A 17,467-nucleotide genomic window follows, 5' to 3' on the forward strand; every position below is an offset into this window, starting at 1 on the left:
CGGTGGCGCACTATAAGCCGACCACTCGAAACCGGCTAGCATGCCTCGCATTATGGCAAAGTGCCAGTGCCATTCATGCTTCTGACCGCCCCTATTCGGCAAGCGCATGCCTGCTGTGCGAGAATACCGCCCGCTTTACATGACAATGCTTGGGAGATGTTCGGTTTTGGTTACTCATTTTTCCATCAATGGCCTCGATTCCGCCTGTGGGCGCAGCAGTCAGACCCTTGTCAGCTCTGCCGTGACCGAGGACGTGTCCTGCAAATCGTGCCAGCGCTCACTGGCCAAGCCCGAGGCAGCCACTTCTACCAAAAGCAAGGCGCCGTCGCTGGCCGAGCTGCGCAAGTCTGCCAAGGCTCCCGTCCCAGCTGCAGTGGTTGGCGCCGCCCCACATGCGCCGACGGCGGCATCGGTCACGTCCGGCACCTCTGATAACCGTGTCGGCGCTGCGCAGCCTGCGCGCTCGGGCGGGTTCTGCGTCAAGTCCGCCTGGGCGGCGCGCCTGGCCGAGCAAGGCGACCGTTGCCGACTGCCACGGGGCAAGGTGCGCCAGCGTCACGTCTGAGCAAGGGCTGCTCACCAGGCGCGGCCGCAGGGCATGATCGCTGCTGCTCGACGACCGTTCCAAGCCTGCACCGCCGGCAGATCCAGGCGTGTACAGCGCCGTGATGCCGGCGCGTTGTTGCGCTCGGCGCCTCCTATCAAATACTGCGCGTTGGCGTAGAATGGTCCACTTTGTTCAACGACACCCGACCCTGGCCGACCCGCTGGGGCGATCGTCGATGTCTTTACCTATCTGAATTAGAGGGCTTGGTTTTGGCTCAATACGTCTACACCATGCATCGGCTGAGCAAGGTCGTGCCGCCGAAGCGGGAAATCCTGAAGAACATTTCCCTGTCGTTCTTCCCTGGCGCCAAGATCGGCGTGCTGGGCCTCAACGGCGCGGGTAAATCGACGCTGCTGCGGATCATGGCGGGCGTCGACAAGGAATTCGACGGCGAAGCCCGTCCGATGCCTGACATCAACGTGGGCTACCTACCCCAGGAGCCTCAGCTGGACCCGAGCAAATCGGTCCGTGAGGTGGTCGAGGAAGCCGTCAGCGTCATCAAGGACGCCCAGGCGCGCCTTGACGAGGTCTACGCGGCCTACGCCGAGCCGGACGCCGACTTCGACAAGCTGGCTGCCGAGCAGGCCAAGCTCGAATCCATCCTGCAGGCCGCCGACGGGCACAACCTGGAACGCCAGCTGGACGTGGCCGCCGACGCGCTGCGCCTGCCGGCTTGGGATGCACGCATCGAGCACCTTTCCGGTGGCGAAAAGCGCCGTGTCGCCCTGTGCCGTCTGCTGCTGTCGGCGCCCGACATGCTGCTGCTCGACGAACCGACCAACCACCTGGACGCTGACTCGGTCGCCTGGCTCGAGCGCTTCCTGCACGACTTCCCCGGTACCGTGGTGGCCATCACCCACGACCGTTACTTCCTCGACAACGTCGCAGGCTGGATCCTGGAACTCGACCGCGGCGCTGGTATTCCTTATGAGGGTAACTATTCGGGCTGGCTGGAAGCCAAGTCCGACCGTCTGGCCCAGGAATCCAAACAGCAAAGCGCCCATGAAAAGGCCATGAAGGAAGAACTGGAGTGGGTGCGCAAAGGCGCCAAGGCTCGCCAGTCCAAATCCAAGGCACGTCTGCAGCGTTTCGAAGAACTGCAGTCGCAGGAATTCCAGAAGCGCAGCGAAACCAACGAGATCTACATCCCGGCCGGTCCGCGCCTGGGCGACAAGGTCATCGAATTCAAGAACGTGACCAAGGGTTATGGCGACCGCGTCCTGATCGACAACCTGTCCTTCGCCATGCCCAAGGGTGCAATCGTGGGCGTGATCGGGGGTAACGGTGCCGGTAAATCCACCCTGTTCCGCATGCTCATGGGCAAGGAACAGCCGGATTCGGGCAGCATCGAGATCGGTGAAACCGTGCAACTGGCCTGTGTCGACCAGAGCCGCGAGGACCTGGACGGTGCCAAGACCGTGTTCCAGCAGATTTCCGACGGCTCGGACATGATCCGTATCGGCAACTACGAAATCCCGTCGCGTACCTACGTGGGCCGCTTCAACTTCAAAGGTGGCGACCAGCAGAAGTTCGTCAAGGACCTCTCGGGCGGTGAACGTGGCCGTCTGCACCTGGCGCTGACCTTGAAAGAGGGCGGCAACGTCCTGCTGCTCGACGAACCGTCCAACGACCTGGACGTCGAAACCTTGCGTTCCCTGGAAGAGGCACTGTTGGACTTCCCCGGCGCCGCTATCGTGATTTCCCACGACCGTTGGTTCCTGGACCGCGTCGCGACTCACATCCTGGCGTACGAGGACGACTCGAACGTGGTGTTCTTCGAAGGCAACTACACCGAGTACGAAGCCGATCGCAAGAAGCGCCTGGGCGACGCCGCTGCACAGCCGCACCGTGTGCGGCACAAGAAGCTGGCGCAATAAGCCAGATTTTGCTGCACAGAAATGGGGCCCTCAGAGGCCCCATTTTCGTGCGTGTAGCACAACTGGCGCGATTCTTTCGGTAGGTCGTGAGAGCCTACGCCAGACCTTCAGGCGCCTGGGATCTGGCGTGTGATGGTTGAACGATCGCCCCCATTTTTCCCGAGGGTTTGTATACATTTACATAAAACGCACCAAATTATTTCAATAAAACGACATTTCGCCCTGTTGCAGGGCAATTGCTTCTTGGTACATTCGGGAAAAACCAATAAGTCCAATCCTCTTGGTGAGATGTCTACCATGATCGAATCCGTCGACAATTTCCTTGCACGCCTGCAACAGCGGGACCCTGGCCAACCGGAGTTTCACCAGGCTGTCGAAGAGGTGCTGCGCACCTTGTGGCCCTTTCTGGAAGCCAACCCGCACTACCTGCAAGCGGGCATTCTCGAACGCATGGTCGAGCCTGAGCGTGCAGTGCTGTTCCGGGTGTCGTGGGTGGACGATCAGGGCAAGGTCCAGGTCAATCGCGGTTACCGTATCCAGATGAACAGCGCCATTGGCCCTTACAAGGGCGGCCTGCGCTTTCATCCTTCGGTGAACCTCAGTGTTCTGAAATTCCTGGCATTCGAGCAGGTCTTCAAGAATTCCCTGACCTCACTGCCCATGGGCGGTGGCAAGGGTGGGTCTGACTTCGATCCCAAGGGCAAGAGCGACGCCGAAGTGATGCGCTTCTGCCAGGCCTTCATGAGCGAGTTGTACCGTCACATCGGCGCCGACTGCGATGTACCGGCCGGGGATATCGGGGTAGGCGCCCGTGAGATTGGGTACATGTTCGGTCAGTACAAGCGTCTGGCCAACCAGTTCACCTCCGTGCTGACCGGTAAGGGCATGACCTATGGCGGCAGCCTGATTCGTCCGGAGGCCACGGGCTATGGCTGTGTGTATTTTGCCGAGGAGATGCTCAAGCGCCAGGGCCAGCGCATCGACGGTCGTCGCGTGGCGATCTCGGGTTCGGGCAACGTCGCGCAGTATGCGGCGCGCAAGGTCATGGACCTGGGGGGCAAGGTGATCTCGCTGTCCGATTCCGAAGGCACGTTGTACGCCGAAGCGGGCCTCACCGACGCGCAGTGGGAAGCGGTGATGACCCTCAAGAACGTCAAGCGCGGCCGCATCAGCGAGCTGGCCGAGGAGTTCGGCCTGGAGTTCCGCAAGGGCCAGACGCCGTGGAGCCTGGCCTGCGACATCGCGCTGCCATGCGCGACGCAGAACGAACTGGACATCGAGGATGCCAAGGCGCTGTTGGCCAACGGCTGTATCTGCGTTGCAGAAGGCGCCAACATGCCGACGACCCTGGCGGCTGTGGACATCTTCCTCGAGGCGGGCATCCTCTATGCGCCCGGCAAGGCGTCCAACGCCGGTGGCGTTGCGGTGTCGGGCCTGGAAATGTCGCAGAACGCCATGCGCTTGCTGTGGACTGCCGGCGAAGTGGACAGCAAGCTGCATGGCATCATGCAGTCGATCCACCACGCCTGCGTTCACTTTGGTGAGCAGGACGATGGCCGGGTCAACTATGTGAAAGGGGCCAACATTGCGGGCTTCGTGAAGGTGGCTGATGCAATGCTGGCCCAGGGGGTCGTCTGATTGGGTGAGGCTTCGCAGCCCATCGCCGGCTACTCGGGTATTGAGCGGCCTCGCCGGGCCGGCTGCGGTGGGCTATTGGCCCGCCGCTTCGATCTCGATGATCTCGATGGCCTGTTCACCGACAGGCCGGCGCCATGTCACTTCATCTCCCGGGGCTGCGCCCAGCAAGGCCCTGCCCAGAGGTGATCCCCAGTTGATCAGGCCACGTGCCGCGTCAGCCTCATCTTCCCCAACCAGGCACACCAAGTGTTCCTGGTCCTGATCGTCGATGAACCTGACGCGGCTGCCTATCTGCACTTTTTCGGTGGACAGAGCTGCCGGCACCACCTGGGCACTTTGCACCCTGGCGGCGAAATACCGCAGATCCCGCTCGACTTCGGCTAACCGCTGTTTGTCGGCACGCTCGCCCTGAGCCTGCAATTCACTGCGCAACGTATTGAGTTCGGTCAGGCGCCGTTGCAGCTGGCGCAGGCCGTTGGCGGTGACGTAATTACGCTGGTCGCTGACACGCCGCTCGACCGGTTGGTCGGCCTGGGCGGCGGCTTGGTCTTCGTTGACGAATGCTCGGCTCATGAGTGCCTCCTTGTGCAGAAGACCATCATGGCAGGGGAGGGGTTTCAAGCGATGTCCAGCTGCGACACCTTCAGCGCCAGGCGCGGGCGGCGCCGCGGTCTTTCTCCTGCTGCCACTGACGGTCCCGTTCGTCCCAGAAACGCTCGTGGTAGCGCTGCTGTTCGGCGCGCTCCTGCATGGCCTGGCATTGGCGAAAGCCATCGTCCCAGCCAGCCTCGTACTGCCGGTCTTGAAGATAGCGCGGCACATTCTTGCGGAAATCACCCGCCGGCACGCCCGCGGCCTGACGGCCGCTGCTGCACCCGTCCTCGAAGCCATCGGCGTAGGCAGGGGGAAACCCTTGGCCAAGCATCTGCTCGTGAGTCGTTTCGCACCCCGACAGCAGCATCACCACGCACAGACCCCACCAGAACCGCCCCATAGACCTTGCCCTCATGCCATCGAGGTAAAGTCTAGAAGGCCAGTTGTGGGCGTGCTGTCAAAACCGTGTCAAAGACTGGTCGAGGCGGGCCACTGGCCGCAGTTCCGCTGTAAACATGAACACTTTCGCAACAAACCAGCCCATCAATAGTGATACCACTTCACTTCCAGCATCACCTCGTTCTGCGCTGTGGACAGGTGGCTGAACTGGCGCGAGGCACTCAGGCGCAGCCCCAGGTTCTGGCTGATTTCCCACTGCTGGTTCAGGCTGACGCTTCGGCGCACCTCGCCATTGGTGAAGTAATCGCCCTTGGCCTCCAGCGTCATGTTGCCAAGCCCATTGCGCCACAGCAGCCCGCCATTGAAACCTGCGGCAGGCGCGATGAATTGCGCGAAGTCGTTGTGGTGTTCTACACGGACCGTGCCCAGTGCAAAGCCCAGCAGGTCATCACCCAGCTGCCAGGTGCCACCGGCGCCACCATTGACGTGGCTCACCAGCACCTCGTCATCGTGTTTGCCCGGCACTCGCTCAAGGCCGCCGGCCACTTGCCACGACCAAGGCTTGAGCAGTTCGTTGCGCGGTGTCAGCGAACGGATGGTTGCCAGGTCCAGGCGTTGCACTTGCCAGTCATTGCCTTCGTACTGACGCACTTTCAGTTGCAGGATCTCGATCTGCGCCCCCAATGGGAAGCCGTAGGCGTTGTCGTTGAGATCATGGTAGGCCATGCGCAGGCCATACTCGGCATAGGCGCGGTCTTGGCGAGTGCCCACACCCAATTGCCAGGTCCGCGAATCATGGCCGTCCTCGGGCAAGCCCGGGCGCTCGATGGCCAACGGCGGCGGCGGGTTGGTGTTGATCGCGCGTAGCAATTCGAAGCTGCGCTTGGCTTGGCCGGGGTCACGTTCCTGGCCATTGGCTCGGTAGCGCTCAAGGCGGTAGGCGGCGTCTTGTACCAAGGCCTGCCGCTCACGGGGCAGTGCCTTGAATGCGGGGCTTTGCAATTGCGCCGTGTCGGCGCTTACAGCCAGCACCTGGCGTTTCTCGTCATGGTCCAGTGGCTCAGCACGCGCCAGCAGTTCGCGTTCGCGTGATGGCCGGTAGATTTCACTGGCGACCAAGCCCGATTGCTTCACCGCCTTCACGGTGTCGGTCGGTATGGCGGTCAGCGGGAACTGCGAGGTCAGGTCCAGGCCTGGCCGAGCCACCTGCAGCAACTCCAGCAGGCGATAGGAGCAGTTCTCGTCGAAGAAGAAGTAGTCGAACTGAATCTGTTTCAGTTCCCAGACGTGCTCGACCATGCGGCCAGTTTCTTCTGGCGTGAGGTCCAGCTGGTATTCCCACAGGTCGCGGTTTTCCAGGCTGCGGTATTCCGACAGTTTCTCCTGGTAGGGCATCAGCGCGAACAGCCCGGGATAGCCACCGGCCAACCCTTTCCAGGCATACAGAATGCTGTTGTCGCTGCCTTCGATGTACGCGCCGAAGTTGATCGCATAGCTGAGCAGCGTGGTGTCGTCACTGCGGGTAGTGGACTGGTCGATGCGCAGCAGCGTGTGCCCGAACATCGACGAGGGGCTGTTCAGGTATGCAGCCGGGAAGATCAACGCGGCGCTGTGCGGGTCGATCGACTGGTACCAGGTCTTGAATTCCTGGCACTGGGGTTGCGGCAAATCCTGTAGGCCAAGTTGCTCTTTGAGCCAGCGTGTACGGGCCGGGAATACACATTGGGCGTGCTTGTCGCCCAGGCTTGCCGGGGCATACAGCGCCTGTACAGTCGCTTTCAGCTCTCGGTCCGGATGGTGTGCGCCATCCTGGGCAAGGAAGAAGGCGTCATCATCCACGTAGCTGCGCCAGCCACCGAGCTTGCCGGTTTCGTAATGGCCCAAAGCAATCCAGTAGGGGGTACTGGCCAACTGCTGGAGACGGCTTTGATCCAGCATCGGCGCAGCATGAACAGGGGCGCAGAGCAACAGCGCCAGAGAGGCAAGGCGTTTGAGCATATCGGGCAACTACTTCCAGACGATGCCGAAGAAAGAGAGACCCGCCCCGGAACCGGGGCGGGAAACGCGCGTTTAGGCTTCGGTAGCGTACTTGGCCAGGCGTGGGTCGTTCTTCAGAACGGCCAGGGTGTTGCTGTGCACGGTTTCAGCATTGACGTCGGCGCTGCTGAAGATCTGGTTGAAGTGGTCGTGGGTAACCGATGCGAAGTGCGCACGGTCTTCCGGCGCCACGCCCAGTACCACGGCGTAGGTGGTCAGTGCTTCACCCTGACCCATGGCCATGTCTTCGGAAAGCTCGTTCATCATGCCGTTCATGGCAAACCACGATTTGCCGCCGTAGGTCAGTGCAGACTTGGTGGAGCAGCCGTTGGTGCCGGAGGTCATGCCGAAAGTGGCGTTACCGGAAGTGCCGTTGGTGGTGGAAGCCAGGAAGTGTGCCGGAGTGCCGCGCTGGCCTTCGAACAGCATGTTGCCCCAGCCGCAGTTCGGGCCGCCTGGCGCGTCGGCCATGGCGTTGAGCGAAGCGACGGTGAACAGAGTACCCAGAAGAATCCGTTTCATAGCATTTATTCTCTATTTGACTTAAACCAAGGGTCAGGTTTCTGGCAACTCGGGTGCCAGGTCGGGAAAGCATTTCACCCACCCGCGCAAGTTGGAGTTTAGGCATGTTCCAAAGGTTGCGTTACTGATTGCGAAAAATTTGCTTGTACAAGACACCGTCGCACCTGCGACATAAATCCCCAGGAGCCTTGCAACCCGCGCGCAGGCAGCGCCAGAATGCTGCGTATCTGCCCCGCCGAAGTAAGGAAACCCAATGCCCGATCCTGTCGCTGCGCGCCTGCGTCTTGCGCCTGAAGCCCTCACCCGGCGTTTCTCTCCCGAGCAGTTTGCTTTCACCAACACGGACGATCTGGAGCCGTTCCGCGGCGTACTGGGCCAGGAGCGTGCTGTCGAGGCCCTGCAATTCGGCGTGGCCATGCCGCGCCCCGGCTATAACGTATACGTCATGGGCGAGCCCGGTACCGGCCGCTTCTCGTTCGTCAAACGCTACCTCAAGGCCGAGGGCAAGCGTCAGCAGACCCCATCCGATTGGCTGTACGTCAATCACTTCGACGACACCCGCGAGCCGCGAGCCCTGGAATTGCCATCGGGCAGTGCCGGGGACTTCATCGCCGACATGAACGGGTTGATCGACAACTTGCTGGCGACGTTCCCGGCCGTGTTCGAGCACCCCTCGTATCAGCAGAAAAAAGGCGCCATCGACCGCGCCTTCAACCAGCGCTACGACCGCGCCCTGGATGTGATCGAGCGCGCTTCGCTGGAAAAGGACGTGGCCCTGTACCGCGATGCCAGCAACGTGGCCTTCACGCCGATGGCAGACGGCAAGGCTCTGGATGAGGCTGAGTTTGCCCAGTTGCCTGAGCACGTGCGCGAACAGTTTCACGAAGACATCGCCCTGCTCGAGGAGCGTTTGAACGAAGAGCTGGCCAGCCTCCCGCAATGGAAGCGTGAATCGAACAACCAGTTGCGTCAGCTCAACGAAGAAACCATCACCCTGGCGCTTGAGCCTTTGCTGGCACCGTTGTCGGAAAAGTACGCCGAGAACGCTGCTGTGTGTGCCTACCTGCAATCGGTGCAACTGAACCTGTTGCGCACGGTGGTCGAGCAACTGGTCGAGGACAGCAAGACTGACGCCGTGGCGCGCAAGATGCTCGAAGAGCAGTACGCACCCAGCCTGGTCGTGGGCCATCATCATGACGGCGGGGCGCCGGTGGTGTTCGAGCCGCACCCGACCTACGACAACCTGTTCGGTCGCATCGAGTACAGCACCGACCAGGGCGCGCTCTACACCTCCTACCGGCAGTTGCGTCCAGGGGCCTTGCACCGGGCCAACGGTGGCTTCCTGATCCTGGAAGCCGAGAAGATGCTGGGCGAGCCCTTTGTCTGGGATGCGCTCAAACGCGCGTTGCAATCGCGCAAGCTCAAGATGGAGTCCCCCCTGGGCGAGCTGGGCCGGGTGGCAACCGTCAGCCTCACCCCGCAGGTAATTGCGCTCAACGTGAAGCTGGTGATCATCGGCTCGCGTCAGCTGTATTACGCGCTGCAGGACCACGACCCGGACTTCCAGGAGATGTTCAGGGTGCTAGTGGACTTCGACGAAGACATGCCCATGGTCGACGAGAATCTGGAGCAGTTCGCCCAACTGCTGCGCACCCGTACCAACGAGGAGGGCATGGCGCCCTTGACCAGCGACGCGGTAGCCCGACTGGCCACCTACAGCGCTCGACTGGCTGAAAACCAGGCACGGCTCTCGGCCCGGATCGGCGATCTGTTCCAGCTGGTCAGCGAGGCCGACTTCATCCGTCAGCTGGCCAACGACGAAATGACCGATGCTGGCCATATCGAACGTGCACTCAAGGCCAAGGCGACGCGCACCGGGCGGGTCTCGCAGCGGGTGCTGGACGATATGCTGGCCGGCATCATTCTGATCGATACCCAGGGCGCGGCCATCGGCAAATGCAATGGCCTGACCGTGCTGGAGGTGGGCGACTCGGCATTCGGCATGCCCGCGCGTATCTCGGCCACCGTGTACCCGGGCGGCAGCGGTATCGTCGACATCGAGCGCGAGGTCAACCTGGGCCAGCCCATCCACTCCAAGGGGGTAATGATCCTGACCGGCTACCTGGGCAGTCGCTATGCCCAGGAATTCCCGCTGGCGATCTCGGCCAGCATCGCTCTGGAGCAATCCTACGGTTACGTGGACGGCGACAGCGCCTCGCTGGGTGAGGCCTGCACGTTGATCTCGGCCCTCTCGCGCACCCCGCTCAAGCAGTGCTTTGCGATCACCGGTTCCATCAACCAGTTCGGAGAAGTGCAGGCGGTCGGTGGTGTGAACGAGAAGATCGAAGGTTTCTTCAGGCTCTGCGAAGCCCGTGGCCTGACCGGTGAGCAGGGGGTGATCATTCCACGTGCCAACGTGGCCACGCTCATGCTCGACGAACGGGTGCTGCAGGCGGTTGAGAGCGGCACTTTCCACGTGTATGCGGTCAGCCAGGCAGATGAGGCACTGAGCCTGCTGGTAGGTGAGGAGGCGGGTGTGCCTGACGAGAAAGGGCAGTTTACCGAAGGCAGCGTCAATGCGCGCGTGGTCGAACGGCTGCGCGAGATTGCCGAGATGATCAGCGAGGAAGATATCGAAAAGGCGGAGAAGGAACGTCTTGAAGAGGTAATTGCGCAAGCTAAACCTGCTTGAGTCAATAAACCGGCGCTGGCGGCCAATGGCTACCGTTCGGCGCCGGTTTTCCATCTTTTGCTGGCGCTCTTCTATGCTGAACCAAGGACGCTATCAATGTTCAGGATGAAGACAGCCCATTCGCAGGGCTGAACAGAGCTTTCAGAGGACGCGGCCATGCGCAACCTCAGCCTTACACGTCAGTGCCTGGGCCTTGTGACCCGCATCGAATGCAGCATTCGGCCCCTGGCTGGCGATACCGGTATGTGGACATTGTTGTTCGCCGCCGGCATGGCCGGTGAACAACCCTCGGCGGTAAAGGCCCAGGGGCCGTTTCACGGGCCGCAAGTGGCCGAGTCCGTACTCAATGCCATCGTCGACAGCCTGACTCTGCACGGGTATCAGCTCAACGAAGACCCGCCCATCTGGTGCCTGCACCTGCAGGCGCAGTTGCGGCGCATGAGCGTCGAGCGCACCAAAAACCTCGGCGATTATCAGTTTCATCCTGAGACCTGAAAAGGCTGGGCAGTCATCCAGCTTTTGCTGCATGAGGCGGCTGGCTATACTCGCGGTCGTTTTTCCAGCCACCTACGAGTCCCCATCCTCCATGGAACGTATTCTCGAAAATGCGATGTATGCCTCCCGCTGGCTGCTCGCCCCCATCTACTTCGGCCTGTCCCTGGGCCTATTGGCCCTTGCGCTGAAATTTTTCCAGGAAGTGGTCCATGTTCTGCCCAACGTCTTCGCCTTGAGCGAAGCCGATCTGATCCTGGTGATCCTGTCGCTGATCGACATGTCGCTGGTCGGCGGCCTGTTGGTCATGGTGATGATTTCCGGCTATGAGAACTTCGTCTCGCAGCTGGATATCGACGAGAGCAAGGAAAAGCTCAACTGGCTCGGCAAGATGGACTCCTCCTCGCTGAAGATGAAGGTGGCTGCGTCGATCGTGGCCATTTCGTCCATCCACTTGTTGCGGGTGTTCATGGATGCACAGAACATCTCCACCGATTACCTGATGTGGTACGTCATCATCCACATGACCTTCGTCGTCTCGGCGTTCTGCATGGGTTACCTGGACAAGCTCACCAAGCACTGACCACAACTTCAGCTGCACGCGGTGGTCTGCCGCGTGCAGCGAGGTGTCTCTCGATATGCTAGGCTGCTCGCCCTTTTCATCAAGGGCGTGGCTGCGCTGCGCCCTGCAGTGGAGCATGACAATGTCCGAGATCAACCTGTCTACCGACGAAACCCGCGTCAGCTACGGCATCGGCCGTCAGCTGGGTGGCCAGCTGCGTGACAACCCGCCGCCAGGTGTGAGCCTGGACGCGATCGTGGCCGGCCTGACCGACGCCTTCAACGGTGCAGACAGCCGCGTCAGCGAGGCCGAACTGTCGGCCAGCTTCCAAGTTATCCGTGAAGTGATGCAAGCCCAGGCGGCCGCCAAGGCCGAGGCTGCAGCGGCAGCCGGCAAGCAGTTCCTGGCCGACAACGCCAAGCGCGACGGTATCGTCACCCTGGATTCGGGCCTGCAGTACGAAGCGCTGAGCACAGGTGAAGGCGCCAAGCCATCGCGCGAAGACCAGGTGCGTGTGCACTACCACGGCACCCTGATCGACGGCACCGTGTTCGACAGCTCCTATGATCGTGGTCAGCCAGCCGAATTCCCGGTCGGTGGTGTGATCGCAGGCTGGACCGAAGCCCTGCAATTGATGAGCGCCGGCAGCAAGTGGCGCCTGTATGTGCCAAGCGAACTGGCCTACGGTGCCCAGGGCGTCGGCAGCATCCCGCCGCACAGCGTGCTGGTGTTCGACGTCGAACTGCTCGACGTTCTGTAATACCGCTGGGGCCGCGTTGCGGCCCTTTCCCGGCCGCTAGAACTGTCAGTTCCAGTCTGTTCCCACCGGGCGCAATGCCCGTGCATAGCAGAACAGAAACAAGTTGCGCACCAGCTCCTTCAGCACCCCCGGCTCATTCGAATTCAGCCCGCGCAGGTCCAGATCGCCCTGGTCGCGCAGTTCGTCCAGCGCCTCTGCTTCGAGCACCGCGCACACTTCACCGGTCTCACGATGGAGAATGCGCAGATACGGATGAGGGCGGTCCAGCCAGGCATCGATCAGATAAGTCATGACTACTCTCCTTGGATAACTTTCCAATGAGAATAATTCTTATTATCAAAATAGCAAGAACCAATTGGCGGATCTGGGTAAAATCAGACCTTGCGCACGAATTCCGATTTCAGTTTCATCGCGCCAATGCCGTCGATCTTGCAGTCGATATCGTGGTCACCGTCGCACAGGCGGATGTTCTTGACCTTGGTGCCGACCTTGACCACCAGGGACGAGCCCTTGACCTTCAAGTCCTTGATCACGGTCACGGTGTCGCCGTCTTGTAGCACGTTGCCGACTGAATCTTTTTTCACCACATCGTCATTGGCAGGTTCGGCTTCGCCGTTGGCCGACCATTCGTGGGCACATTCAGGGCAGATCAGCTGCGTGCCATCCTCGTAGGTGTATTCGGAGTTGCATTTGGGGCAGGGTGGCAACGTACTCACTTCGGTTCCTCGAACAGACAGGCGGAAAAGCCGCCATTGTAGAAGGTCTGGTTTCAGAAGTGATTATGTCCGGACAAAAGTCCGTAGCGGTTCGGGGACGAACCGCGTGTGGGGAAGGGCGTGCCGTCAGTGGGTGCGTGCGACCGCGAACTGGCTGAGCTCGACCAACGCATCCCGGTATTCGCTGGCAGGGAGCACTTCCAGGCACTCGATAGCGCGCTTGACGTAATCCTGCGCCAGGGCTGCGGTGTACTTGAGTGCACCCGATGCCTCTACGGCGGCACGGATCTGCTCCAGGTCTTCGAGGCCGCCTTTCTGAATGGCCTGACGCACCAGCGCTGCCTGCTCGGCAGTGCCCTCGCGCATGGTGTAGATCAAAGGCAGGGTGGGCTTGCCCTCGGCCAGGTCGTCGCCCACGTTCTTGCCCAGTGCTTCGGCATCGCCTTCATAGTCAAGCAGGTCGTCGACCAGCTGGAAAGCCACGCCCAGGTGGTCACCGAACATGCGCAAGGCCTCGCGCTGGGCATCGGAGGCCTGGGCCAGCGCCGCAGCACTGTGGGTAGAGGCTTCGAACAGCATGGCAGTCTTGCCGCGGATGACGTCCATGTAGACCTCCTCGGTGGTGCTGGCATCGCGTACCCGCGACAGCTGCAGCACTTCGCCTTCGGCGATGACCCGGGTAGCCCTGGACAGAATCTGCATGACCGGCATCGACCCCAGTTCGACCATCATCTCGAACGAACGGGAATAGAGGAAATCACCGACCAGCACGCTTGGGGCATTGCCCCACAGGGCGTTGGCCGTGGAGCGGCCGCGGCGCATGCCCGACATGTCGACCACGTCATCGTGCAGCAGGGTAGCGGTGTGCAGGAACTCGATGGTGGCTGCCAGCAGCCGCAGGTCGTCGCCCCGGTGGCCCAGAGCCTTGCCGCACAGCAACACCAGCAATGGACGCAGGCGCTTGCCGCCGGCCGACGTGATATAGTCGCCGATCTTCGATACCAGCGGCACGCGCGAGGTCAGCTGCTTCTTGATGATCTCGTCGACGGCGCTGAAATCGTCAGCCACCGCACGGTAGAAGGTTTGGGGTTGCATCGGCTGCTCCAGTGAGGTTGCGCGGCATGCTAGGTTGCGGGTCCCGGTGTGTCAAGGCACGGTGCCGGTCGGTCGGGCGCTGCACTTGCAAGCAAAACCTGTGTTGCGTACAATCGCGCACCCTAACTTCCTGGGCAGCACCTGCCTTACGCAATTGCGCCGGGCCGTTCCAGCCCTGTGCAGCCATGCCAGCCAATACTCATCATATAAAGCGCTGGGTGAGCAGGATTATCGGAGAAATACCATGTCTTACGCAGTAATCGTTACCGGCGGCAAGCAGTACAAAGTCGCTGAAGGTGAATTCCTCAAGGTCGAGAAACTGGAAGTCGCCACTGGCGAGTCCGTGACTTTCGATCGCGTTCTGCTGGTCGCCAACGGTGAAGAAGTCACCATCGGTGCTCCAGTTGTTGCTGGCGCTAAAGTAGTGGCCGAAGTCGTTTCGCAAGGCCGCCACGACAAGGTTCGCATCATCAAGTTCCGTCGTCGTAAGCACCACATGAAGCGCATGGGCCACCGCCAGTGGTTCACCGAGATCAAAATCACCGGCATCCAGGCTTAATCCCCTAGATCCCCTGAATTTATTTGGAGAATTGAACCATGGCTCACAAGAAGGCTGGTGGTAGTACTCGTAACGGTCGCGACTCAGAATCGAAACGCCTTGGCGTGAAGATGTATGGCGGCCAGGTTATCAAGCCAGGCAACATCATCGTCCGCCAGCGCGGCACCGAATTCCACCCAGGCTACGGCGTGGGCATCGGTAAAGATCACACCCTGTTCGCCAAGATCGAAGGCGTGATCAAGTTCGAAAAGAAAGGCGAGTTCAACCGCCGTTACGTGAGCATCGTCGCAGCCTAATCGCGACGTCGCTCCAAAAGCCCCGTCATGCGACGGGGCTTTTTCGTTTGTGGTGAGCCTCTTGCAAAGCTGTTTGTATGGGTTGCCGGCGTGGGTTTCTACGGTCGTACGGGGCCGCCGCGCTCATTTTTGCAAGAGCCTCATGTTTATCAGTGTTCAACTCGTCGGAAGGCGAGAGGCGGTTTTTGAATGAAGTTTGTTGACGAAGTATCCATTCGGGTCAAGGCCGGTGACGGCGGTAACGGTTGCATGAGCTTCCGCCGCGAGAAGTTCATCGAGAACGGTGGCCCCAACGGCGGCGATGGCGGTGACGGTGGCTCGGTGTTCATGGTGGCAGACGAGAACCTCAACACCCTGGTCGACTATCGCTACACCCGTCACCACGAAGCCCAGCGCGGCGCCAATGGCGGCAGCACCGACTGCACGGGCAAGAAGGGCGAAGACCTGTTCCTGCGTGTGCCAGTGGGCACTACGGTGATCGATGCCTCCACGCAGGAAGTGATCGGTGACCTGGTCAAGCCGGGGCAGAAGCTGATGGTCGCCCAGGGCGGCTGGCACGGCCTGGGCAATACCCGTTTCAAATCCAGTACCAACCGTGCACCGCGCCAGACCACCCCTGGCAAGCCGGGTGAGCAGCGCGACTTGAAGATGGAAATGAAAGTGCTGGCCGATGTGGGCCTGCTGGGCCTGCCGAATGCGGGCAAGAGCACTTTTATCCGCTCGGTATCGGCCGCCAAGCCGAAAGTGGCCGACTACCCGTTCACTACTCTGGTGCCGAACCTGGGCGTGGTCAGTGTCGACCGCTGGAAAAGCTTCGTCATCGCCGACATTCCTGGGCTGATCGAAGGTGCCTCCGACGGTGCTGGCCTGGGTATCCGCTTCCTCAAGCACCTGGCGCGTACCCGTGTTCTGCTGCACCTGGTGGACATGGCGCCGCTGGACGAGAGCAGCCCGGCCGATGCCGCCGAAGTCATCGTCAACGAGCTGACCCGCTTCAGCCCGTCACTGGCTGAGCGTGAGCGCTGGTTGGTGCTGAACAAGGCCGACATGGTCATGGATGACGAGCGCGACGAGCGGGTCAAGGAAGTGGTCGAGCGCCTGCAGTGGGAGGGCCCTGTGTACGTGATCTCGGCCATCTCCAAGCAAGGTACCGAAAAGCTCAGCCACGACCTAATGCGCTACCTCGAAGACCGTGCCGACCGCCTGGCCAACGACCCGGCCTATGCCGAGGAACTGGCCGACCTCGACCAGCGCATCGAGGACGAGGCGCGGGCCCAGTTGCAGGCCCTGGACGATGCTCGCACCTTGCGCCGTACCGGTGTCAAGAGCGTGCACGACATCGGCGATGACGATGGCTGGGATGATGACTTCGAGGACGACGAAGACGGCCCGGAAATCATTTACGTGCGCGACTGATCGGTTGCAGTACACTAAACGCCGCTCGCTTGAGCGGCGTTTTTGTATCCACGGTATCTACAGATTCGACATAGGTTGGAAGACGATGCGAAGCAAGGTGACGGGCGCCAGGCGCTGGGTCGTGAAGATTGGCAGTGCGCTGCTGACCGCCGATGGCAAAGGCCTCGATCGCGGCGCCATGGCCGTGTGGGTCGAGCAGATGGTCGCGCTGCGTGAAGCGGGCGTGGAGTTGGTGCTGGTCTCCTCGGGCGCCGTGGCCGCCGGCATGAGCCAGCTGGGCTGGACGTCACGCCCCAGTGCGATGAACGAGCTGCAGGCAGCAGCGTCCATCGGTCAGATGCGCCTGGTGCAGGCCTGGGAGTCGAGTTTTGGCGAGCATGGCAAGCATACCGCGCAGATCCTGTTGACCCATGACGACCTGTCCGACCGCAAGCGCTACCTCAATGCGCGCAGCACCTTGCGCACCCTCGTCGAACTGGGCGTGGTGCCGGTGATCAATGAAAACGACACCGTGGTGACCGACGAAATTCGCTTCGGTGACAACGATACCCTGGCGGCATTGGTGGCTAACCTCGTGGAAGCCGACCTGCTGGTGATCCTGACCGACCGTGATGGCATGTTCGATGCCGACCCGCGCAACAACCCCGACGCGCAACTGATCTTCGAGGCCCGTGCCGATGATCCGGCGCTGGACGCCGTGGCCGGCAGCACCGGTGGTGCACTGGGGCGCGGCGGTATGCAGACCAAGCTGCGCGCTGCGCGCTTGGCGGCACGCTCCGGTGCCCACACCATCATCATTGGCGGGCGCATCGAGCGCGTGCTTGATCGTCTCAAGGCCGGTGAGCGGTTGGGCACCTTGCTGTCGCCTGAGCGTGGCATGCTGGCAGCCCGCAAGCAGTGGCTGGCGGGCCATTTGCAGACCCGCGGCACGCTGGTATTGGACGAGGGTGCGGTACAGGCACTGCGCCAGGCCAACAAGAGTTTGCTGCCAGTGGGCGTCAAGGCCATCCAGGGCAGCTTCAGACGTGGCGAGATGGTGGTGTGCGTGGGCCCTGATGGGTTGGAAGTGGCCAGGGGCCTGGCCAACTACAGTGCCCTGGAGGCGCAGAAGATCATCGGGCAATCCTCCGACGTCATCGAGTCTATCCTGGGTTATAGCGCCGAGCCTGAGCTGGTGCATCGTGACAATCTGGTGCTGGTATGAA

Annotated in this window: 18 protein-coding genes; 11 read left to right on the forward strand and 7 right to left on the reverse strand. The window is 61.3% G+C overall.

Annotation, left to right across the window (positions count from 1 at the left end):
- Positions 1–166 precede the first annotated feature (166 nt).
- From ACF8GB_RS12770 to gdhA, 3 genes are all read left to right on the forward strand, one after another.
- Positions 167–565, forward strand: a complete 399-nt coding sequence (locus ACF8GB_RS12770) for a hypothetical protein (protein ID WP_078479116.1) — start codon at positions 167–169, stop codon at positions 563–565.
- 251 nt (positions 566–816) lie between these two features.
- A complete protein-coding gene (gene ettA / locus ACF8GB_RS12775) occupies positions 817–2,484 on the forward strand; it encodes an energy-dependent translational throttle protein EttA (RefSeq protein ID WP_023533201.1) in 1,668 nt (555 codons plus the stop codon).
- A 297-nt stretch (positions 2,485–2,781) separates the two neighbouring features.
- A complete protein-coding gene (gene gdhA / locus ACF8GB_RS12780) occupies positions 2,782–4,122 on the forward strand; it encodes an NADP-specific glutamate dehydrogenase (protein ID WP_145256796.1) in 1,341 nt (446 codons plus the stop codon).
- A gap of 72 nt (positions 4,123–4,194) precedes the next feature.
- Here gdhA and ACF8GB_RS12785 read toward each other — a convergent pair whose 3' ends face one another.
- From ACF8GB_RS12785 to ACF8GB_RS12800, 4 genes are all read right to left on the reverse strand, one after another.
- The gene (locus ACF8GB_RS12785) at positions 4,195–4,695 is read right to left on the reverse strand and encodes a GreA/GreB family elongation factor (protein ID WP_058638615.1); all 501 of its coding nucleotides are present in this window, start codon (positions 4,693–4,695) and stop codon (positions 4,195–4,197) included.
- Between the two features lie 70 nt (positions 4,696–4,765).
- A complete protein-coding gene (locus ACF8GB_RS12790) occupies positions 4,766–5,116 on the reverse strand; it encodes a hypothetical protein (RefSeq protein ID WP_145256793.1) in 351 nt (116 codons plus the stop codon).
- Positions 5,117–5,259: 143 nt separating this feature from the next.
- Entirely contained in the window at positions 5,260–7,113 is a 1,854-nt protein-coding gene (locus ACF8GB_RS12795; RefSeq protein ID WP_058638613.1) for a DUF4105 domain-containing protein, read from the reverse strand.
- A 72-nt stretch (positions 7,114–7,185) separates the two neighbouring features.
- Positions 7,186–7,674: a DUF3015 domain-containing protein gene (locus ACF8GB_RS12800; protein ID WP_023533283.1), complete on the reverse strand. Its 489-nt coding sequence runs from the start codon at positions 7,672–7,674 to the stop codon at positions 7,186–7,188.
- A 253-nt stretch (positions 7,675–7,927) separates the two neighbouring features.
- On the opposite strand from ACF8GB_RS12800, the gene ACF8GB_RS12805 reads away from it, so the two are divergent.
- The 4 genes from ACF8GB_RS12805 (at position 7,928) to ACF8GB_RS12820 (ending at position 12,180) form a co-directional block, all read left to right on the forward strand.
- Positions 7,928–10,366, forward strand: a complete 2,439-nt coding sequence (locus ACF8GB_RS12805) for a Lon protease family protein (RefSeq protein ID WP_058603100.1) — start codon at positions 7,928–7,930, stop codon at positions 10,364–10,366.
- A gap of 156 nt (positions 10,367–10,522) precedes the next feature.
- On the forward strand, positions 10,523–10,861 hold the full coding sequence (locus tag ACF8GB_RS12810) for a hypothetical protein (RefSeq protein ID WP_392527133.1): 339 nt from the start codon (positions 10,523–10,525) through the stop codon (positions 10,859–10,861).
- A gap of 91 nt (positions 10,862–10,952) precedes the next feature.
- Entirely contained in the window at positions 10,953–11,441 is a 489-nt protein-coding gene (locus ACF8GB_RS12815) for a TIGR00645 family protein (protein WP_003247486.1), read from the forward strand.
- Positions 11,442–11,562: 121 nt separating this feature from the next.
- Positions 11,563–12,180 carry an FKBP-type peptidyl-prolyl cis-trans isomerase gene (locus ACF8GB_RS12820; protein WP_058603099.1) on the forward strand — a complete coding sequence of 206 codons (618 nt, stop codon included), beginning with the start codon at positions 11,563–11,565 and terminating at the stop codon, positions 12,178–12,180.
- A 45-nt stretch (positions 12,181–12,225) separates the two neighbouring features.
- Here ACF8GB_RS12820 and ACF8GB_RS12825 read toward each other — a convergent pair whose 3' ends face one another.
- The 3 genes from ACF8GB_RS12825 to ACF8GB_RS12835 form a co-directional block, all read right to left on the reverse strand.
- Positions 12,226–12,471 carry a hypothetical protein gene (locus tag ACF8GB_RS12825; protein ID WP_023533238.1) on the reverse strand — a complete coding sequence of 82 codons (246 nt, stop codon included), beginning with the start codon at positions 12,469–12,471 and terminating at the stop codon, positions 12,226–12,228.
- Between the two features lie 83 nt (positions 12,472–12,554).
- Positions 12,555–12,896, reverse strand: a complete 342-nt coding sequence (locus tag ACF8GB_RS12830) for a zinc ribbon domain-containing protein YjdM (protein ID WP_058603098.1) — start codon at positions 12,894–12,896, stop codon at positions 12,555–12,557.
- Between the two features lie 126 nt (positions 12,897–13,022).
- On the reverse strand, positions 13,023–13,991 hold the full coding sequence (locus ACF8GB_RS12835) for a polyprenyl synthetase family protein (protein ID WP_058638612.1): 969 nt from the start codon (positions 13,989–13,991) through the stop codon (positions 13,023–13,025).
- A 244-nt stretch (positions 13,992–14,235) separates the two neighbouring features.
- Between ACF8GB_RS12835 and rplU the strand changes: the two genes are divergently transcribed.
- The 4 genes from rplU to proB all read left to right on the forward strand — a co-directional run bounded on the left by rplU (position 14,236) and on the right by proB (position 17,466).
- Positions 14,236–14,550 (forward strand): 50S ribosomal protein L21, encoded by a 315-nt coding sequence (gene rplU, locus ACF8GB_RS12840; RefSeq protein WP_023533254.1) that lies wholly within the window; start codon positions 14,236–14,238, stop codon positions 14,548–14,550.
- Positions 14,551–14,588: 38 nt separating this feature from the next.
- Positions 14,589–14,846 carry a 50S ribosomal protein L27 gene (gene rpmA / locus ACF8GB_RS12845; RefSeq protein WP_023533198.1) on the forward strand — a complete coding sequence of 86 codons (258 nt, stop codon included), beginning with the start codon at positions 14,589–14,591 and terminating at the stop codon, positions 14,844–14,846.
- 189 nt (positions 14,847–15,035) lie between these two features.
- On the forward strand, positions 15,036–16,262 hold the full coding sequence (gene cgtA / locus ACF8GB_RS12850; RefSeq protein WP_058638611.1) for an Obg family GTPase CgtA: 1,227 nt from the start codon (positions 15,036–15,038) through the stop codon (positions 16,260–16,262).
- An 85-nt stretch (positions 16,263–16,347) separates the two neighbouring features.
- On the forward strand, positions 16,348–17,466 hold the full coding sequence (gene proB / locus ACF8GB_RS12855) for a glutamate 5-kinase (RefSeq protein ID WP_058603097.1): 1,119 nt from the start codon (positions 16,348–16,350) through the stop codon (positions 17,464–17,466).
- The last annotated feature ends 1 nt before the right edge of the window (position 17,467 follow it).

The organism is Pseudomonas sp. xss_4, assembly GCF_043104125.1.
GTDB classification, from domain to species: Bacteria; Pseudomonadota; Gammaproteobacteria; order Pseudomonadales; family Pseudomonadaceae; genus Aquipseudomonas; species Aquipseudomonas parafulva_B.